Annotated in this window: 15 protein-coding genes; 10 read left to right on the top strand and 5 right to left on the bottom strand. The window is 34.0% G+C overall.

Going from position 1 to position 17,678, the window contains the following annotated elements; all coding sequences use genetic code 11:
• Positions 1-211 precede the first annotated feature (211 nt).
• From QMG60_RS20415 to QMG60_RS20405, 3 genes are read right to left on the bottom strand one after another with little or no spacing between them, the layout of a single operon-like run.
• Positions 212-2,125 (bottom strand): arylsulfatase, encoded by a 1,914-nt coding sequence (locus QMG60_RS20415; protein WP_281866227.1) that lies wholly within the window; start codon positions 2,123-2,125, stop codon positions 212-214.
• A gap of 31 nt (positions 2,126-2,156) precedes the next feature.
• Complete coding sequence (locus QMG60_RS20410) at positions 2,157-3,629, bottom strand: RagB/SusD family nutrient uptake outer membrane protein (protein WP_057116592.1); 1,473 nt, start codon at positions 3,627-3,629, stop codon at positions 2,157-2,159.
• 16 nt (positions 3,630-3,645) lie between these two features.
• Positions 3,646-6,771, bottom strand: a complete 3,126-nt coding sequence (locus tag QMG60_RS20405) for a TonB-dependent receptor (RefSeq protein ID WP_134140036.1) — start codon at positions 6,769-6,771, stop codon at positions 3,646-3,648.
• 926 nt (positions 6,772-7,697) lie between these two features.
• On the opposite strand from QMG60_RS20405, the gene glp reads away from it, so the two are divergent.
• The 10 genes from glp (at position 7,698) to moaA (ending at position 15,224) form a co-directional block, all read left to right on the top strand.
• The gene (gene glp, locus QMG60_RS20400; RefSeq protein WP_281866226.1) at positions 7,698-8,870 is read left to right on the top strand and encodes a gephyrin-like molybdotransferase Glp; all 1,173 of its coding nucleotides are present in this window, start codon (positions 7,698-7,700) and stop codon (positions 8,868-8,870) included.
• 89 nt (positions 8,871-8,959) lie between these two features.
• Positions 8,960-9,706, top strand: coding sequence for a sulfite exporter TauE/SafE family protein (locus tag QMG60_RS20395; RefSeq protein WP_281866225.1), 747 nt, complete (start codon positions 8,960-8,962; stop codon positions 9,704-9,706).
• A gap of 97 nt (positions 9,707-9,803) precedes the next feature.
• Positions 9,804-10,376, top strand: coding sequence for a molybdenum cofactor guanylyltransferase (locus QMG60_RS20390; protein WP_281866224.1), 573 nt, complete (start codon positions 9,804-9,806; stop codon positions 10,374-10,376).
• A gap of 5 nt (positions 10,377-10,381) precedes the next feature.
• The gene (gene cobA, locus QMG60_RS20385) at positions 10,382-11,170 is read left to right on the top strand and encodes a uroporphyrinogen-III C-methyltransferase (RefSeq protein WP_281866223.1); all 789 of its coding nucleotides are present in this window, start codon (positions 10,382-10,384) and stop codon (positions 11,168-11,170) included.
• Between the two features lie 2 nt (positions 11,171-11,172).
• Positions 11,173-11,412, top strand: a complete 240-nt coding sequence (locus QMG60_RS20380) for a MoaD/ThiS family protein (RefSeq protein WP_113679477.1) — start codon at positions 11,173-11,175, stop codon at positions 11,410-11,412.
• 6 nt (positions 11,413-11,418) lie between these two features.
• Entirely contained in the window at positions 11,419-12,498 is a 1,080-nt protein-coding gene (locus QMG60_RS20375) for a HesA/MoeB/ThiF family protein (RefSeq protein WP_281866222.1), read from the top strand.
• 8 nt (positions 12,499-12,506) lie between these two features.
• On the top strand, positions 12,507-12,860 hold the full coding sequence (locus tag QMG60_RS20370; RefSeq protein ID WP_248727574.1) for a lysozyme inhibitor LprI family protein: 354 nt from the start codon (positions 12,507-12,509) through the stop codon (positions 12,858-12,860).
• Positions 12,861-12,884: 24 nt separating this feature from the next.
• On the top strand, positions 12,885-13,316 hold the full coding sequence (locus QMG60_RS20365) for a molybdenum cofactor biosynthesis protein MoaE (RefSeq protein ID WP_115888586.1): 432 nt from the start codon (positions 12,885-12,887) through the stop codon (positions 13,314-13,316).
• Positions 13,316-14,230 (top strand): bifunctional molybdenum cofactor biosynthesis protein MoaC/MoaB, encoded by a 915-nt coding sequence (gene moaCB, locus QMG60_RS20360; protein WP_281866221.1) that lies wholly within the window; start codon positions 13,316-13,318, stop codon positions 14,228-14,230. The genes QMG60_RS20365 and moaCB overlap by 1 nt, the downstream gene beginning before the upstream one ends.
• On the top strand, positions 14,217-15,224 hold the full coding sequence (gene moaA / locus QMG60_RS20355) for a GTP 3',8-cyclase MoaA (protein WP_281866220.1): 1,008 nt from the start codon (positions 14,217-14,219) through the stop codon (positions 15,222-15,224). The genes moaCB and moaA overlap by 14 nt, the downstream gene beginning before the upstream one ends.
• 218 nt (positions 15,225-15,442) lie before the next feature.
• Here moaA and QMG60_RS20350 read toward each other — a convergent pair whose 3' ends face one another.
• Both QMG60_RS20350 and QMG60_RS20345 read right to left on the bottom strand, forming a co-directional pair.
• The gene (locus QMG60_RS20350) at positions 15,443-16,036 is read right to left on the bottom strand and encodes a hypothetical protein (protein ID WP_281866219.1); all 594 of its coding nucleotides are present in this window, start codon (positions 16,034-16,036) and stop codon (positions 15,443-15,445) included.
• A 141-nt stretch (positions 16,037-16,177) separates the two neighbouring features.
• Positions 16,178-17,608 carry a rubredoxin domain-containing protein gene (locus QMG60_RS20345; protein ID WP_281866218.1) on the bottom strand — a complete coding sequence of 477 codons (1,431 nt, stop codon included), beginning with the start codon at positions 17,606-17,608 and terminating at the stop codon, positions 16,178-16,180.
• Between the last annotated feature and the right edge of the window lie 70 nt (positions 17,609-17,678).

Raw genomic sequence — 17,678 nt, 5'->3', positions numbered from 1 at the left:
TAATTCTTTAATGTAAAAATAAATAATTTAACTTCTAATTCTATGGATTTAGTAGAGTTTTATTTTTTATTTTTTCATTAATTTGTTAGAATTTGTTGTTTTACTTCACTTTTTGAATGGTTGGAAGTGTTTCAACGGTTAAATTTTTATTTTTATTGTTTGAAATCAACCTAGAAGGTTTTAAAACCTACATAGGTTGATTTATTCATTATTAATTATTGGATCCTCCGGGTTTAGTAGCCTGTTTAATCAAATCAGACACTGTTTTTCCTTTATCGGCTCCTGTATTATGGATTCGTCTGTTGTACACATCCTGCCAGTCTATTAACGGGTAAACGTTGTTTTCTTTTGCCTGTTCATCAAACAATTTTTGAAGCTCTGCCAGTTTCTCAGGATATTTTTTCGCAAGATTATTACGCTCGTTAAAATCTTCGTTTAAGTTGTACAATTCCCAAACATCAGTATCGAAATTACTTGGTGCAGGCTTTTCATTTTTACCAAAAGCTTTTTTAACGGCAAACGAATCTGGAAGATGTGCTGCTCCAGCTTTCCAACCATCTTTGTAAATTGCTCTGTTTCCGAAGATATAGTAATATTGAACTTTGTGTAAAGATTCTGCTTTCGGATTATCTAATGAGGCCTGGAATGAAGAACCTTGAATAATATCTTGCTTGATTCCTTTGATGTATTCTGGAGCTTTAATTCCCACAATATCCAATGTTGTTGGAAGCAAATCGGTTACGTGGCTGTATTGATTTCTAATACCGCCTTTGTCTTTAATTCCGTTTGGATAAAAAACAATTAACGGATTATGTGTTCCTCCTTCAGATTGGGCATCTTGTTTCCAGTTTTTAAACGGAACATTTGTTGCTTGAGCCCATCCTAACGGATAATTGGTATTTAACCCTTTTGGCGTACCAATTTCATCAATATTAGCTAAGTTTTTCTTTAAATTTTCCTCGTCAGATATACCTTGAGAAAACAAACTTTGATTGATTGTTCCTTCTGTAGTTCCTTCTTTACTAGCTCCATTATCTCCAATTGCTACAAAAATCAAAGTATTGTCAAGCTGTCCGCTTTCTTTTAAATAATTTACGACTCTTCCAACTTCATAATCTGTATAAGTCAAGAAACCAGCATAAACTTCCATAAATCTAGCATAAACTTTCTTTTGTTCTGGAGTCAATTTTTTCCAATCTGTAATCAATGGGTTGCGTTCTGGCAACACCGCATTGGCAGGAATAACACCTAATTTCTTTTGGTTTGCAATTACTTTTTCGCGGTAAACATCATAACCTTCGTCAAATTTTCCTTTATAAGGATCGCTCCATTTTGTAGCAACTTGATGAGGTGCGTGCGCTGCTCCCGGTGCGTAGTATAAAAAGAATGGTTTTCCAGGTGCGGCTTTTTGTTGTTTTTGAATATAGCTGATTGCTTTGTCTGTAATTAATTCATTTAAATGACGTCCGTCAGGTTTAATATGAACTTGATCTTCAACCAAATCAGGATTGTATTGATCCGTCTGTGAACCCAAAAATCCGTAAAAATGATCGAAACCTTTTCCTGTCGGCCATCTGTCAAACGGACCTGCATCTGTAGCATCTTCGTCTGGTGTTACGCCATATTTACCAACTGCAAAAGTATTGTATCCGTTTTCACGCAAAATCTCAGCGATTGTTCCTTTATCAGAAGGAATTCTTCCGTCCCATCCTGGGAAACCAGCAGATAAAATAGTGTGAGAAAATCCGCTTACGTGAACTCTTCCTGAATTTCTTCCTGTTAATAACGCAGCACGTGTTGGAGCACAAATTGCAGTAGTATGGAAATTCGTATAACGTAAACCATTATTAGCCAGATTATCAAAAGTAGGTGTATTGATTAAACCTCCAAAAGTACTTGCAGCACCAAATCCAACGTCATCCAATAAAATCCAAACAATATTTGGAGCACCTTTTGGAGCTTTTACTGGTTCTGGCCAATATTCTTTAGAATCAGCCAAAGTTTTGCCAACAGTTCCTTTAAATTCTGTGTTTTCTTGTGCAAACCCGATCTGGACGGCTAGAAAAGCGGTAAACAAAAGCCCCGTTTTTGGACTTTTGTTTAAAAGGTTATTTAATTTTTTCATGATTTTATAGTTTTTTTAGTTACTTTTTAGATTAATATCCAGGGTTTTGAGGTAAACCGTCAGGGTTAATATTTCGTTCGCTTTGAGGAATTGGATAAAGATTATTTCTTTCTGAAACCGAATTTTTAGCCGTTACTTTTTTCACTTCAGTAACCAGAGTTCCCCATCTTACCAAGTCGAACCAGCGCTGTCCTTCCTGAACAAATTCTTTTTTACGTTCTTCCTGAATTGCCGCTCTAAACGTTGTCTGATTTAGTCCTGCCAAATCAACAGCTGCATCTGGAGTCGTAATTGGTTTTCCAAAAGCTCTTCTTCTTACCTGATTGATTAATTCGTAAGTTTCGGCAGTTGGTCCGCTTTGTTCATTTATCGCTTCCGCTAAAGACAATAAGATATCGGCATAACGAATAATTGGAAAGTTGATAGCGACATTTCCAGGTGTTGCTAAATTGGTTAAATCCAAGTATTTTTTGAAAATTGGTTTCGGAAATGTGTATAGCGTTCCAGTTGTGGGATTCAGCAATTGTTTGGCGTAACTCACATCTCTTCTTTTATCTCCAGGCGCATAAATGTCATAAAATAATGCTACGTCTGAAATAATATCTGCTGGTTCTGTCGCAGTAAATCCAGTAAATGATGTTGATTGAAAAGTACTTCCGCTAGATCCGTTTCCTGCTTGATTAGGTTCAAACTGAACAGAAAAAATATGCTCTTTTCCGTTCTTTTTGGTTTTTGTGAAGATATCTTGAAAATCTTCAAACAAAGCATATCCATATCCGCCGTTAATTACTTCTCTAGCTTTTAAAATTGCATTTGGCCAGTCTTTTCTCGTCAAATAAACTTTTGCCAAAATTGCTTTTGCAGCTCCAGAAGTTGCACGGCCGGCATCTGCAGCAGTGTAAGTAGGAGGTAAAGCTTCAGCATCAGTCAAGTCTTGAATAATCTGAGTATAAACTTCTTCTACAGTTGCTCTGTTAGTTTTTAAGTCTCCTAAATTAATAGATTTTGCTTCGTGTAAAACAATTGGGACACCGCCCCAAAGACGCACTGCTTGAAAATACAACAATCCTCGTATGAATTTTGCTTCATTGATTAGCCTAGTTTTGATAACTTCATTTCCAGCTACTTTCGGGATATTATCAATCGACACATTCGCTCTGTTGATTCCATTGTAAATTTGTCTCCAAGCTACTTGAACACGGTCATTTGTTGCATCATGCGTTAAACTGCTCATTGCTCTAACTTGCGGATTTGTGGCAGAAACTCCAGCTGCAGCATAATCTGAACCCATATCTGTTAAGAAATAAAGGTTTCTTCCAAATAAACTCTGCTCTCCCGGATCAATACTTAACGAAGCGTAAACTGCAGTTACACTAGCTACAGCATCATCCTGGGTTATAAAGTAATTGTCTTCTGTTACAAAAGAGGTAGGCGTTACCTCTAGTTCCGTGCACGATACAAGTAAACCGGCACTAAAAAGGAATGTTATAATAATCTTTTTCATTTTATATTTTTTTTACTTAGAAAGTTACGTTCAAGCCCGAGATGAATGTTTTAGAGTTTGGATAAGAACCAAAATCAATTCCCGGATATAAGTTGTTTTGTTCGTATGAACTTACCTCTGGATCATAACCAGTGTATTTTGTCCATGTAATTAGGTTTTCTGCTGAGATATAAAATTTCACGCTTTTTGTTCCTAATTTTTTAGAAACGCTTTTTGGTAAAGTATATCCTAATGTGATTAATTTTAATCTTAAGAAGGAAGCATCTTCTACATAGCGCTCAGAAACAATTCCTAATGGGGAACTTGTTGCCCTAGGAATTTCATTGCTTGGGTTTGTTGGTGTCCAGCGATCATTTAAAGTAGATGCTGCATTTGTTCCCAGCGTAGAAATTTCTAACTGCTGATTTAAAGCATTGAAAATTTTACCGCCATAAGATCCTTGAAAAGAGAAATTTAAATCAAAATCATGATAAGATATCGTGTTGCTAAAACTTCCAACAAATTTTGGCTGAGAAGTTCCTAAATTTCCTTTGTCCAATGCATTGATTACGCCGTCGCCATTTGCATCCACATATTTTCTGTCTCCGACTTTTGTATTGGCTAAACTGTTAATTTTTGGCTGTGTATTTACTTCTTCCTGAGTTTGGAAAATCCCGTTTGTTTTATATCCCCAGAAGCTTCCCAAAGGCAGACCAACTTTTACAATAACAGGCTGCTGCTGTAGTAGAGAACCATTTGGAACTACAGGGAAAAATTCATTAACGCCATTTCCTATTTCTGTAACTTTATTTTTATTGGCAGAAAATACGATGTTTGAATTCCAAGCGAAATTTTCTGTTTTGATGTTTTCTGTTGTCAAACCAATCTCAAGACCTTTATTTTCAACACCTCCAATATTTTGAAGAACAGTTGCATAACCCGAACTCAATGGAACTGGTACATTGATTAACAAATCTTTTGTTTTTTTGTAATACACATCAAATACAAAATTGATTTTTCGATCTAATAATGATAAATCCAATCCAACATTATATTGATTTGTTTTTTCCCATCTTAAATCTGGATTTGCCAATCGGGTAGGAGCCAACCCTGTATACAATGTACCTCCAAAAGAATAGTTTACAGAGCCCATTGAAGCCAGCGAAAGATAATTTCCAATTTCCTGATTTCCTGTTGTTCCAGCAGTAATTCTAAGTTTTGCTTCTGTTACACCTTTTATGTTATTTGCAAATTCTTCGTCAGTAATATTCCATGAAAATCCAGCAGAAGGGAAGTAACCCCAAAGTGATTCAGAACCAAATCTAGAAGAACCATCTGCACGTCCAGACACTGTGAAGTTGTATTTTCCTTTATAAGAGTAATTTACTCTTGCCAGCCATGATTTTAAAACACTTTCGTAAGCATCGCTGTATGGTTTTACTGGCACACCATCTTGCAAAGCATTGTATGTATTAGCATCATTTACAAATGTCTGTGCTCCTGCATTAACAACTTCTCCTTTTGTATATTGAAGTGTATAACCTCCTAAAGCAGAGAATTTATGATTTTCGCCAAAATTTGTATTGTAGTTTAAGGTATTTTCATTTAAAACAGAACTTACAGCTCTTTCACCAACAGAAGCTAAACCTTTTGTTCCTGCACCATTTGATGTGTTTGCAGGAGCGTAGTAATTTTGTTTTGTATTGATGACATCACCACTTACTGCAACTTTAGCGGTTAATTTTTTAGTGATTTTGTATTCACCAAATAAGCTGGTTAAAATTCTATTGATTTTAGTTTCGTTAGTAGTGTTTTCTAAATCATTAATGGGGTTAGGAACATAACCATTTACAGAAGTAGCATAAGGGTTATTAGTAACATTATAACTTCCATTATCGTTTTTTATAGGAACAACGGGAGCAGTCAATAAAACACCAACTAAAGGGTTTGGATTTCTTCCTCCGCTGCTGCTGGCACCTACTCCATTTGATACTGAATTGGTATAATTAGCATTTACACCAAATTTGAAATTCTGAGAATAATTTCTTTCGTAGTTAGCACGAAGTGAAATACGTTTAAAATCACTACCCAAAACAATTCCGTCTTGATCAAAATAACCAGCAGATATAGCATATCTTGATCTTTCATCACCTCCAGAAAAAGACAAGTTATGACTTTGTATTGGTGCTGCAGTTACAAATGCCGCAGACTGCCAGTCATAATTTCCAGAAGTTTTTAAGGCTTCTATCTGCGCTGCAGAAAAAGAAGGCGCCTGACCAATACTGGCTTGAACATCGTTTCTTAAACTTGCCCATTCGCTGGCATTCATTATCCTAAGTTTTTTCGAAATATTCTGAAATCCAAAATAACCTTGATACGAAATATTATCTTGTCCCTTCGTTCCTTTTTTAGTGGTAATAATGACAACACCATTGGCACCTCGAGAACCGTAAATTGCTGTTGCAGAAGCATCTTTCAATACTTCGATTGATTCAATATCGGCAGGGTTGATAGTTGACAAAACATTAACACTAGAACCTGCATAAGCTACTCCCGCAGAGCTGTTAGAATTATCATTGTAAATTAAGATTCCATCTACAACATACAGCGGTTCATTACCAGCAGTTATAGAGTTTCCTCCACGAATACGAACACTAGAAGAAGCACCAGGACGTCCAGAACTTTGCGTAACTACCACTCCAGAAATAGCACCTCTTAGAAGATTATCTGCCGAAGAAGTCACCTGAGATAAATTAGCTTTAGGCACAGAAGCTACAGAACCTGTAATGTCTTTTCTTTTCTGAGTTCCGTATCCAACAACGACCAATTCATCAAGTTCTTGGCGTTCTTCTTTAAGACTAATGGTAACTGGATTTTTTTCAACAATAATTTCTGCTTTTTTATATCCAATGTAACTTACAAGTAAAGTATATGGAAATTTTTGTCCTGTCTGAAAATAAAATTTTCCTTCCGCATCTGTCACAACGCCGTGAGTTGTTCCTTTAATTGTAACAGAAGCTCCTATAATTGGCTGATTTGTAATAGCGTCTACAACAGTTCCGTCAAGTTTAGACTGTATAAGAGGTGTAGTATTTTGGGCATGTATTCCCGCCGTTATGAAGAGTAGAAACAGCGGTATGTATATGTTTAACTTTTTTTTCATTTCTTTGTACTGGTTTTAAGTAATTAACAAGACGCCCTGAGCACTGTTTATACAGCACTCTAAAAGTGTTCTTGATTTAGTGATAAATGTTCTTTAAGCCTTGCCATTTCTGTTGCCGCAGAAATGGCTTTTTTTATTTACAGCAGCAGGTTTGCATTGTTTTCATTTTAGTTTTTTTAGTTGTTAGTTATTTAAATTATTGAATAATAGGTGTGGTTTCAAGAATCCATCCAACGCAGAAAATGCATCAGAGAGATTTTTGGGTAAAATTCAGTAAATATTTTTTTGATGGTGTTTTTTAAGAAATTTGCTGTAACAGAATATCAAATAGCAAATAAAATAAAAGTAGGTTTTAGCAACAGAAGCACATATAACAGCAAGTGTTATAGGTGTACTTTTTAGGAAGAATGTAATACGATATGCTTTCTGTTGTTTTCACAATAATAGTTTTTATGGTTTGAAATATTATTTTAAACTCTACTAATCCTATAGACAAAGTTAATTTTTATATAATAAAAACCAAAAGTTTGTTGATTTTTTTTTGAAAAAACTTCGTTTATATATACGTTTAAACTTCTATTGTATTTGTTAAGCCCTTATTTTAAAGAGATTTCAAAAGAACATATACTTCGAACATTTGTTAAAATAAATTTTTCCTGCTGGTTGAAATGTAGTATTTTACATTATTTTAAACCTCAATTTTAAGGTTTTTAATGTCTCATATTCAGGCAAAAAATGTTAAAAACTATCATATAACCTTTTTCAAATTAAAAAACAGATTAATTGTAATGAAATTTTAAAGTTGATTTTGAATAAATTAAAGTAATTTTATAAAGACGAAAAAGAAAATTCAAAATTTGATCCATCCTAATATTAAATACTTATATTTGTAATAAGTATTTATACTTAGTTTAACTAAATAAATAATGATAGAAGTAAAAGAAGCTTTAGAAATTGTAGCAACGAATAGTAATGTTATGCCAACGCAGAAAATTAAAGTACAGAAAGCGCGAGGCTATGTTTTGGCAGAAACAATTTACTCGCCAATTTCTATGCCTCCTTTTCGTCAATCTGCAATGGATGGGTATGCTTTTACGCACAGTATAAGACATCAATACGATATTGTAGGGATTTCTCAGGCTGGAGATCACTCCAATATCAAACTAAAACAAAATGAAGCCATCAGAATATTTACTGGTGCCTATGTTCCAGACGATGCTGATACAGTGGTAATGCAGGAGCATGTAATGGCCAATACAGATTCAATTCTAATTGCTCAAATGCCAGAGAAAAATACAAATGTTCGTGCAAAAGGAGAGCAAATTGGCAAAGGTGATGTTGTTTTCGAACCTAATACTTTGTTGACTCCTGCCGCAATTGGATTTCTAGCTTGTTTGGGAATTACAGAAATTGAAGTTTATAAAAAGCCCAAAATAGGTATTTTAGTTACTGGAAATGAATTAGTAGAGCCTGGAAAAAAACTAAAAAAAGGAAAAATATTCGAAAGTAATTCTATTATGCTTCAGGCAGCACTTGAGACAATTGGAATCGAAAAAACGAAAGTTTACAGAGTAAAAGATAATCTAAAAGCCACGAAGAAGGCATTAAAATCAATTTTAAAAAAGAATGATATCGTATTAATTTCGGGTGGAATTTCTGTAGGTGACTACGATTTTGTAAAAGAAGCGTTATTGAAAAATGGAGTAGAAGAACTATTTTATAAAATCAACCAAAAGCCTGGAAAACCAATGTTTTTTGGATCTAAAAAAGAAACTTTAGTTTTTGCACTTCCAGGAAATCCAGCTTCGTCATTGACTAATTTTTATATTTATGTTTTGCCGGCAGTGAAAAATAAAATGGGTTTTTCTGAAATTCATAAACCAAAAGTAGTTCGAAAGGTAAATTCTGAAATCAAAAATGATACAGGAAAAACGTTGTTTTTAAAAGCAAAATACGACGAAACAAACGTAACAATTTTAGATGGTCAAAGTTCGGCGATGCTTAACTCTTTTGCTATTGCAAACGGATTGGTAATTGTAGAGCAAGATCTAGAAAATATAAAAGAAGGACAATTAGTGACTATTTTGCCAATTGATTAGTTTTTTTAAGAAGAAAGAAAATAGAGAAAAGAAAATAGAAGAAGAAAATAGATTGAAGCAAAAAAACGATTAAACAATTAAACCAAAAAATGAGTCTCCTTAGTTCCGAAAATATAGTATTATTCAGTTTCGCCTTAATCGTTATTGCGTTTTTATATTCAAGCGTTGGGCACGGTGGAGCTTCGGGTTATTTGGCTTTGATGAGCATTTTTGCGTTTCCTATTTCGATTATGAAACCATCTGCTTTATTGTTGAATTTATTTGTTTCCAGTATTTCGTTTTTGTTTTACTACCGAAATAATTACTTTAAACCAACGCTCTTTTATCCGTTTGCAATTGCTTCTATTCCCGCCGCATTTATTGGTGGTTTTATAACTTTAGATAATACAATTTACAAAATAGTTTTAGGAATTGTATTGATTTTTGCGGCATTAAGATTATTCGGAATATTTAATTTTAAAGAAAAAGAAGAAGTAAAAATTAATTTACCTTTTGCATTATTAATTGGTTTTACCATCGGATTATTGTCCGGCATGCTGGGAATTGGAGGCGGAATAATTTTAAGTCCGATTTTATTGTTTTTAGGATGGGCTTCTGTTAAAGAGTCGGCAGCGATTTCGAGTTTATTCATTTTTGTGAATTCATTTGCAGGAATGCTGGGATTCTTTTTAGGAGGAAAAACAATTCCGATAGAAAGTTTTTATTTAGTTCCAATTGCCGTAGTAGGAGGAATGCTAGGCGGATTTTATGGAAGTGGTTCTTTTTCTAACCGAACATTAAAAATGGTTTTAGGAACAGTCATTTTGATGGCAAGTATTAAATTGATTTTTCCTTGAAATTAAAATATTACATGATTGCTATATGAAACATAGCCGACGGTTTCGACCATCGGGATAAAGATTGACAACCTGAAACGTGAAATAAAAAAAAGTCATGGAAGCACTAACAGTATTTATTCTTTGCGGCGGAAAAAGCTCAAGAATGCAGTCAGAAAAAGGATTGGTTTTGTTTCAGGATAAACCATTCATTGATCACATTATTCAGGCGATTCTGCCCATTACAAATCAAATAAAATTAATCACAGCATCTAAAAACTATGATTATCTGGAATATGAAAAAATACCAGATTTGATTGTAGATAAAGGTCCGCTGGGTGGAATTTACACAGCATTATCTCATTCTGAAACCGAATTTAATCTGATTTTAAGTTGTGATATTCCCTTGATTTCAACCGAATTATTGCAGGAGTTAATATCAAAACATACGAAAGAGGCGGGAATTACAATTTTTGCTTCAGAAAGTAAAACACATCCTTTAATTGGTATTTACTCGAAAAATATTGTTCCGGTAATAAAAGAAGCAATCGATTCTGATGAATTGAAAATGATGGACTTGTTAGCCAAATTACCGCATCAGATTATAAAAATAGAAGAAAGCGAAAATTTTCCTTTAACCAATATTAATTCAATGGACGAATTAGATGACCTCAATATCAATTTAAGTTAATTATTATGCGAAACTTAAAAACACCAAAATTGACGATTGTAGGCGCAGGTCCTGGAGACGTCGAATTGATCACAATTAAAGCCATAAAAGCACTGAAAAATGCAGACGCAGTTTTGTACGATGCTTTGGTTAACGAGGAATTATTAAACTACGCAGCAAATGCAGAAATTGTTTTTGTTGGAAAACGTCTTGGCTGTCACGCCTACACACAAGATCAGATCAACGATTTGATTGTGAGTATGGCAAAAACATATGGACATGTTGTCCGCTTAAAAGGCGGTGATCCTTTTGTTTTTGGGAGAGGAAGTGAAGAAATTGAATTTGCAGAACAATTTGGAATCGAAACGGCAATTGTTCCTGGAATTTCATCTGCTTTAGGAGTTCCTGCATCGGTCGGAATCAGCTTGACGCAGCGTAAAGTCGCCGAAAGTTTCTGGGTAATTACCGGGACAACTTCAGATCATAAATTATCAAAAGATGTTCAATTGGCTTCAAAATCGGCTGCGACCGTTGTCATTTTAATGGGAATGCATAAATTAGAGGAAATCATTTCTATCTATCAGGAAAACAGAAAGGATGACCTGCCAATTGCAATTATTCAGAATGGAACTAAAAATTCAGAGCAAAAAGTAATTGGAACTATCAATACAATTAGTAAATTGGTATCTGAAAAAAAGATTTCATCACCGGCAATTATAGTTATTGGAGAAGTAGTGCGAAATACGTCAAGCTGGATTTCGTATTTTCAAGAACATTTTGATGACGAATTTATATTTCAGAATTTAAATTTATAAGAATGATCGAGGTAAAATATTTTGGAGCTGTTGCTGAAAAAACAAAATGTGAATTCGAAAAGTTGTCTTTTTCCGAAGAATTATCACTGCAAAAATTACTGCAGGATTTAGACGAAAAATATGAATTTGAATCATTGAGTTTTAGCGTAGCTGTGAACCAAAAAATAGTTTCAAAAACTAAAGACCGCATTTTGATCGCAAGTGATATCGTTGCATTATTGCCGCCATTTGCAGGAGGATAAATACATATGGAAACATCAAATCGATATAACCGACAAATAATTCTTCCTGAAATAGGAGAGGAAGGACAATACAAATTACTGAAATCGAAAGTTTTGGTTGTTGGAGCTGGAGGTTTAGGCGCGGCAATTCTGCCCTATCTGGCTGCAGCAGGAGTTGGCGAAATCGGAATTATTGATGATGATCGTATTGAAATTTCAAATCTGCATAGACAGGTTATTTACAAAACTTCGGCTGTTGGAAAATCAAAAGCAAAAGAAGCCAAACTGATGATTTCAGAATTGAATCCGCAGGTAAAAGTAAAAGCATTTTCAGAGAAATTATCAGGGAAGAATGTTTTTAATTTATTCGAAGAATATGATATAATTGTCGATGCAACAGACAATATTTCAATTAAATATTTAATTAATGATGCTTGTCTGGTTTTAAATAAACCAATGGTTTATGGATCGATTTTTAGATTTCAGGGGCAGGTTTCAGTTTTCAATTATCAAAATGGGCCAACATACAGATGTTTGTATCCCGAGGAAAATAATAATGCTTTGAATTGTGAAGATGCCGGAGTAATCGGAGTTTCCGTTGGAATTATCGGAATGTTTCAGGCAAACGAAGTTTTGAAAATGATTCTTGGTATAGGAGAAGTTTTAAGCGGTAAAATATTAGTTTATAATATTCTAAATAACGAACAGCAGAAATATGATTTTGAAAAAAGCGATTTTCAAATAATAACCAGAGAAGCATTCGACCAAAAATACAATAAATCGGAAACCGAAGAAGTAAGTTTTGAATTGATTTTGGGTGAAAAACAAAACGATGCCGTTTTATTTCTAGATGTTAGAAATACTGATGAATCACCAAAAATCAATTTAAAAAATCAAATCCAGATTCCTTTAATGAATTTAGAAAATGAGATTGAAAAATTAGATAAAAATCAAACCATTTATATTTTCTGCCAATCGGGAATTAGAAGTAAAATTGCAGTAGAATTACTTCAAAAACATCAATTTAAAAATATAAAAAGTATTGCTGGAGGTGCTTTAGCAATGAAAGAATCGTTGCATGAAAAATCCATTCTAATTAATAAATAATAGCTACTATGAAAAAAGTTATTTTCGGATTGTTTTTATTCTTTTGTTTTTCTCAATTCGGTTTTTCACAAAACCAAGTTGATGCTACTGGTGAAACAGAGCTTTATGAAGCTTATGATAAAGCAGATAAAGAATTGAATAAAGTTTATAATCAGCTGAAAAATAAATTAGGAACAAAAGATCAGACAGCTTTAGTTGCTGCTCAAAAAGACTGGATAAAATTTAGAGATTCAAATTGTAAATTTAAATGCTATTCTGAAGGTGACGGTGGTGTTATAGCAAATAAAATGTACGCAGATTGTAGAATGCAGCTTACCATTAGCAGAACAAAGGAATTGAAAAGTTTGATGAATGGCTTTTAAAGTCCTTATTAAAAAAATTTAAAAATGAGTAAAAATGTATTTGTAGAAGGGCCAATTGCTCCTGAGTTTATAGCGGAATCTATCGCTAAACATCAATCCAAACATACGATTGGTGCGCACAATATTTTTTTAGGACAAGTTCGTGCCGATGTCATTCACGATAATACTGTAGTAGCGATTGATTATTCAGCGTACACCGATATGGCAAATGAAGCTTTGTACACGATTCGCGAAAAAGCTTTTGCTAAATTCGATTTAACCTGCATGCACATTTACCATAGTCTGGGCGTTGTAAAAGCAGGCGAAATTTGTTTGTTCGTGTTTGTTTCGGCAACACGCAGAAAACAAGTTTATGAAGCGACAGAAGCCATCGTAAACTGGATTAAAACCGACGTTCCGATTTTTGGCAAAGAAATGTTTGAAAACGATACATTTACTTGGAAACAAAATAGTTAATGGTAGATATTACACATAAAATAAGTACATTAAGAAAAGCAACCGCAACCGCAATTGTAAAAGTCAGCAGACAGGAAACGATTGATGCTGTGGTAAATAATTTGGTCCCAAAAGGAAATGTGCTTGAAATGGCAAAAACCGCGGGGTTATTTGCGGTTAAAAATACACATTTATCTATTCCGGATTGTCATCCAATTCCAATTGAATTTACTTCGGTGGAATATAAAATTGAAGGTTTGGAAATTCAGATCATATTCAATGTAAAAACCGTTTATAAAACGGGAGTTGAGGTTGAAGCCATGCACGGCGCATCTATCGTGGCGCTCACAATGTATGATATGCTGAAACCAATAGATAAAGAAATTGAAATTTCGACAATCAAATTAGTCAATAAAGAAGGGGGAAAATCTTCTTTTAAAAATAAATTTCCAACCGCGATAAAAGCAGCTGTTTTTGTTTGTTCCGATTCAATTTTTGCGGGTGATAAAGAAGATCGTTCCGGAAAAGCAATTGTTGAAAAATTAGATTCTTACGGAGTCGAAACTTCTCATTATGAAATCATTCCAGATGAACTGGATATAATTCAAGAGAAAACAAAAGCTTTCGCAAAAAATCATCAGTTAGTTATTTTTACGGGAGGTACAGGTTTATCGCCAAGAGATGTAACTCCAGAAGCGCTATCGCCGATTTTAGAAAGCAGAATTCCTGGAATCGAAGAAGCAATACGCAGTTACGGACAACAGAGAATGCCTTATGCAATGCTTTCAAGAAGTGTCGCTGGAACGTTGGGTAAAAGTTTGGTCTTGGCACTGCCGGGGTCAACAAATGGAGTAAAAGAGTCGATGGATGCTGTGTTTCCACACGTTATGCACGTCTTTCATATTTTAAAAGGAAAAAATCATGACAGCCTCTAACACTATTTTGACGGATGTTTTTGGGCGTAAACACAATTATTTACGCATTTCGCTACTGGAAAAATGCAACTTGCGTTGTACGTACTGCATGCCGGCGGATGGAATTGCGCTTTCTCCAAAAGCCAGTTTAATGACGGCTGAAGAGATTTTTGGTATCGCTCAGACTTTTGTAAAAAATGGTGTTGACAAAATAAGATTAACGGGCGGAGAACCTTTATTAAGAAAAGATTTTCCAGAAATAGTTTCTAAATTATCAGATTTAAATATCTCACTTTCGATAACCACTAACGGAATTTTAATTGATCGTAATATTGAAGTTTTAAAACAGTTTAAAATCCAAAAGATTAATTTGAGTTTAGATACTTTAGTTTCGTCGAAATTTCATTCGATAACACTTAGAAATCAGTTTGAGAAAGTAATTGACAATCTGCATTTGCTTTTGAATAATGATTTTAAGGTAAAAGTAAATGTGGTTTTAATCAAAGGATTTAATGATAACGAAATTGTAGATTTTGTTAAACTGACGCAGTTTCTGCCTATTTCTGTCCGATTTATTAAATTCATGCCTTTTGCAGGGAACGAGTGGGACAGGAGCAAAATGGTTTCACAAAAAGAGATTTTATCTTTGGTAGAAAATGCTTTTTCTTCAGATGAAATTCAAAAATTAGAAAACGAAAAAAACTTTACTTCTAGAAATTACAAAATAAAAGGTTTTCAAGGTGATTTCGGAATCATAAGTTCTATTACAAATCCTTTTTGTGACAGCTGCAACCGAATCCGCTTGACGGCAGACGGGAAAATAAAAAACTGTCTTTTTTCTAATTCTGAAACTGATTTATTGACTGCTTTTAGAAATGGAGAATCAATTGCAGATTTGATTTCAGAATCCATTCAAAATAAAAAGAAAGTCCGCGCTGGAATGGTTACCATTGACGAAATGGACGATCCAAAAAAACACTTTGATAATCGCAGTATGATTGCGATTGGGGGATAGGTTATTTAATTATGAATTGTGAATTGTGAGTTGTGAGTTGTGAATTGTGAGTTGTGAATTGATAGTTGCGATTTACAAATTGTTTTAACGATTGTCAGGCTGAGCGGAGTGGAAGCCTTTTACGGAACACGAAATTAGTATCTTTTTTTTGATGTTCATACATGCATTTATTTTAAAAAAAAAGGCTCAACCCTAAAGTTAAACCTTTTCTTCAGTAATTATTTTTTCTTTTTAGCCTTTGCTTTTTTCTTGGATTTAGCTTTTTTTTCTGCTGCTTTTTTAGCTTTTTTTGCCTTCTCTTTTTTTGCTTTTTCTTTTTTCTTTTCGGCTTCTTTTAGTTTTGCTTTCTTAGCTTTTTCTAATTTTTTGATAACAGCTTTAATCGCTTTTTCTCTTTTCTTTTCTTTTTCTTTTTTAGCTTTAAGTTTAGCTTTCAGCTTTGATTTTATATCATTGTTTTTACCAATTTTTTCAATTGTCACAACTGGTTGGTTTGCTTCAAAAGGAACTGGAATATCATTTGTCTGGATTTCAACAATTTCAGAAACAATAGGTTCTGTATTTTCAGGTGTTATTGCTTCTTTCTTTACGGTTGCTCTAGGTGCTCCTTTTACTGCCGCTCTCACAGGTGTTTTTGCTCCCGGTTTAACTGCTGCGGGTGTTTTTACAGCTGTTGTCTTTGCAGCAGTTCTGGTTGTTCTTCTAACGGTGGATTTTGCTTCTGGCTGTGTTTCTGTAGTTTGTTCTACAATTGTTTCTGCTGGAATATCGGTAGTATTTACAGCAGGGGTTTTAGTTGTTCTCTTTATCATAACTGTATTTTTATTGAGTAAAATAGACGATTACTAAGAGCTAAACAATAGCTGGAGTACAATGTTTGGATATAAATTCTTAGTTAAGCTAAATATACGCAATTTTTGAATACCCAAATGTTAAGTTTTTTGTAGAAAAAGCTAATGCTCAACGGCTTCCAAAGTTTTGAAATTACTTTTAGGAGCTTCGCAAAGAGAGCAGCAATATGTTTCTGGCAGATTTTCAAACAAAATACCTTTTGGAATTCCCTGAGTTTCATCTCCGTATTCAGAATTGTAAAGCGTTAAACATTCCTGACATTGATAAATATCTAATTGTGGTTTTTCTTTTTTCTGCGGATTCTCTGTTGTTTCTATTGTTGAATTTCCAAGCTCTTCAAAATATTTTCGGCTTAATTCAATTAAAATTGTCGGCAGTTCTAGTTTGTCAATATCCTGAGAATGTACAATATATTCTCGTGTGTTTGGGTCGAAATTTTTAGCAAAAAGAACATTATAAGTATCTCTGATTTTGATTGATTCTAAAGCTGCAGGAAGTTCGTTTTTTTCGATTACAATCGAAGTAAAATAGTGGCCATCACGATTGTATTCTGCAATTCCAAAGTTTAATCCGTATGTGCTGATGTCAAATTGGTCGAGTGTTCGCACCAGAAATGTTTTGAGATTCAATGCCCATTCCATTGCAACAGGCAAATGCCAGTTTAATTCTAGTAAAGAATGACGGACGTTGATTCCTCTTTTACCTAAAAATTTTTCCCATTCTAATTTGCGGTCTTTCGGAATTCCCTTAATAATGAATGATTTCCAAGGTGTGATACAGATTTTACCGATCTTGCATTCAAAACACAAATCACACATTTCTTTTAAAAAATCGAGATCGTACAAATTATTACGCCAGTATAATCCCAGCCAATATTGATCTATCCCCATTCTATTCATTCCTTCGTAATACGGAAACGGATAAAAAGGAACTTTCAAAGGTTTATCAATTGTTCGATTATTAGTATCTAATGCTTCACTGACCAAAGTAAAAAGTAATTCTATATCTATGGCAGTTTCGTCGGTTATTTTTTCAATTTCGTAATAGGTTTTGGCCAAATCCCAGCTGTAAATTAAAACAGGGTAAACCTGCATTTTTTCCCATTGGGGAAGACGAATATACAAATACCAGTAATCTTCGTGCTCTGAAGCAATAAAGTTTATATGACCTGTGAATAAAGGAACAAGCTGCTGTTTTGGATCTGTTATGTTGACTTTTAATTTGGGCTGTTCTTTAAATTCTTCTAAAATATATAAAAAACGATTTCCAGTAAGCCAGTTTGTATTTCTAAAAATATCTGTCGAAACATAAGAAGAAACAATATTATTCCCGCTTTTTTGATCTGGATAAACAAAGTGATGTTTGCCCAAAGTCGTTTTGTCCAATGATTTAAAACCTTGCGGAAAAATAATATCCTGTCTGGAACCAAAAGAAATGGAATCGAGACCTTCTTCCAATGCAATATCAATTACTTCTCGTAATTCCCCCGGCGAAATAACGCCTCCTTTTACTATTAATCTTGTTAGTTCCATTTTTTTTAGTTTCAATTTTTAGGTTTCAAGTTTCAGGTTTCAGGTTTCAGATGCACGTTCCAACAACTTG

Origin of the sequence: Flavobacterium sp. GSB-24, assembly GCF_027924665.1 — a bacterium.
In the GTDB taxonomy this organism is placed as follows: Bacteria; Bacteroidota; Bacteroidia; order Flavobacteriales; family Flavobacteriaceae; genus Flavobacterium.
Note: the sequence above shows the minus strand (reverse complement) of the source record. Positions and strands in the feature narration are given on the sequence as shown.

Bases quoted from the DNA above. Each gene is read 5' to 3' on its own strand.
- QMG60_RS20415 (WP_281866227.1), bottom strand. From the start codon at position 2,125: ATGAAAAAATTAAATAACCTTTTAAACAAAAGTCCAAAAACGGGGCTT.
- QMG60_RS20410 (WP_057116592.1), bottom strand. From the start codon at position 3,629: ATGAAAAAGATTATTATAACATTCCTTTTTAGTGCCGGTTTACTTGTA.
- QMG60_RS20405 (WP_134140036.1), bottom strand. From the start codon at position 6,771: ATGAAAAAAAAGTTAAACATATACATACCGCTGTTTCTACTCTTCATA.
- glp (WP_281866226.1), top strand. From the start codon at position 7,698: ATGATAGAAGTAAAAGAAGCTTTAGAAATTGTAGCAACGAATAGTAAT.
- QMG60_RS20395 (WP_281866225.1), top strand. From the start codon at position 8,960: ATGAGTCTCCTTAGTTCCGAAAATATAGTATTATTCAGTTTCGCCTTA.
- QMG60_RS20390 (WP_281866224.1), top strand. From the start codon at position 9,804: ATGGAAGCACTAACAGTATTTATTCTTTGCGGCGGAAAAAGCTCAAGA.
- cobA (WP_281866223.1), top strand. From the start codon at position 10,382: ATGCGAAACTTAAAAACACCAAAATTGACGATTGTAGGCGCAGGTCCT.
- QMG60_RS20380 (WP_113679477.1), top strand. From the start codon at position 11,173: ATGATCGAGGTAAAATATTTTGGAGCTGTTGCTGAAAAAACAAAATGT.
- QMG60_RS20375 (WP_281866222.1), top strand. From the start codon at position 11,419: ATGGAAACATCAAATCGATATAACCGACAAATAATTCTTCCTGAAATA.
- QMG60_RS20370 (WP_248727574.1), top strand. From the start codon at position 12,507: ATGAAAAAAGTTATTTTCGGATTGTTTTTATTCTTTTGTTTTTCTCAA.
- QMG60_RS20365 (WP_115888586.1), top strand. From the start codon at position 12,885: ATGAGTAAAAATGTATTTGTAGAAGGGCCAATTGCTCCTGAGTTTATA.
- moaCB (WP_281866221.1), top strand. From the start codon at position 13,316: ATGGTAGATATTACACATAAAATAAGTACATTAAGAAAAGCAACCGCA.
- moaA (WP_281866220.1), top strand. From the start codon at position 14,217: ATGACAGCCTCTAACACTATTTTGACGGATGTTTTTGGGCGTAAACAC.
- QMG60_RS20350 (WP_281866219.1), bottom strand. From the start codon at position 16,036: ATGATAAAGAGAACAACTAAAACCCCTGCTGTAAATACTACCGATATT.
- QMG60_RS20345 (WP_281866218.1), bottom strand. From the start codon at position 17,608: ATGGAACTAACAAGATTAATAGTAAAAGGAGGCGTTATTTCGCCGGGG.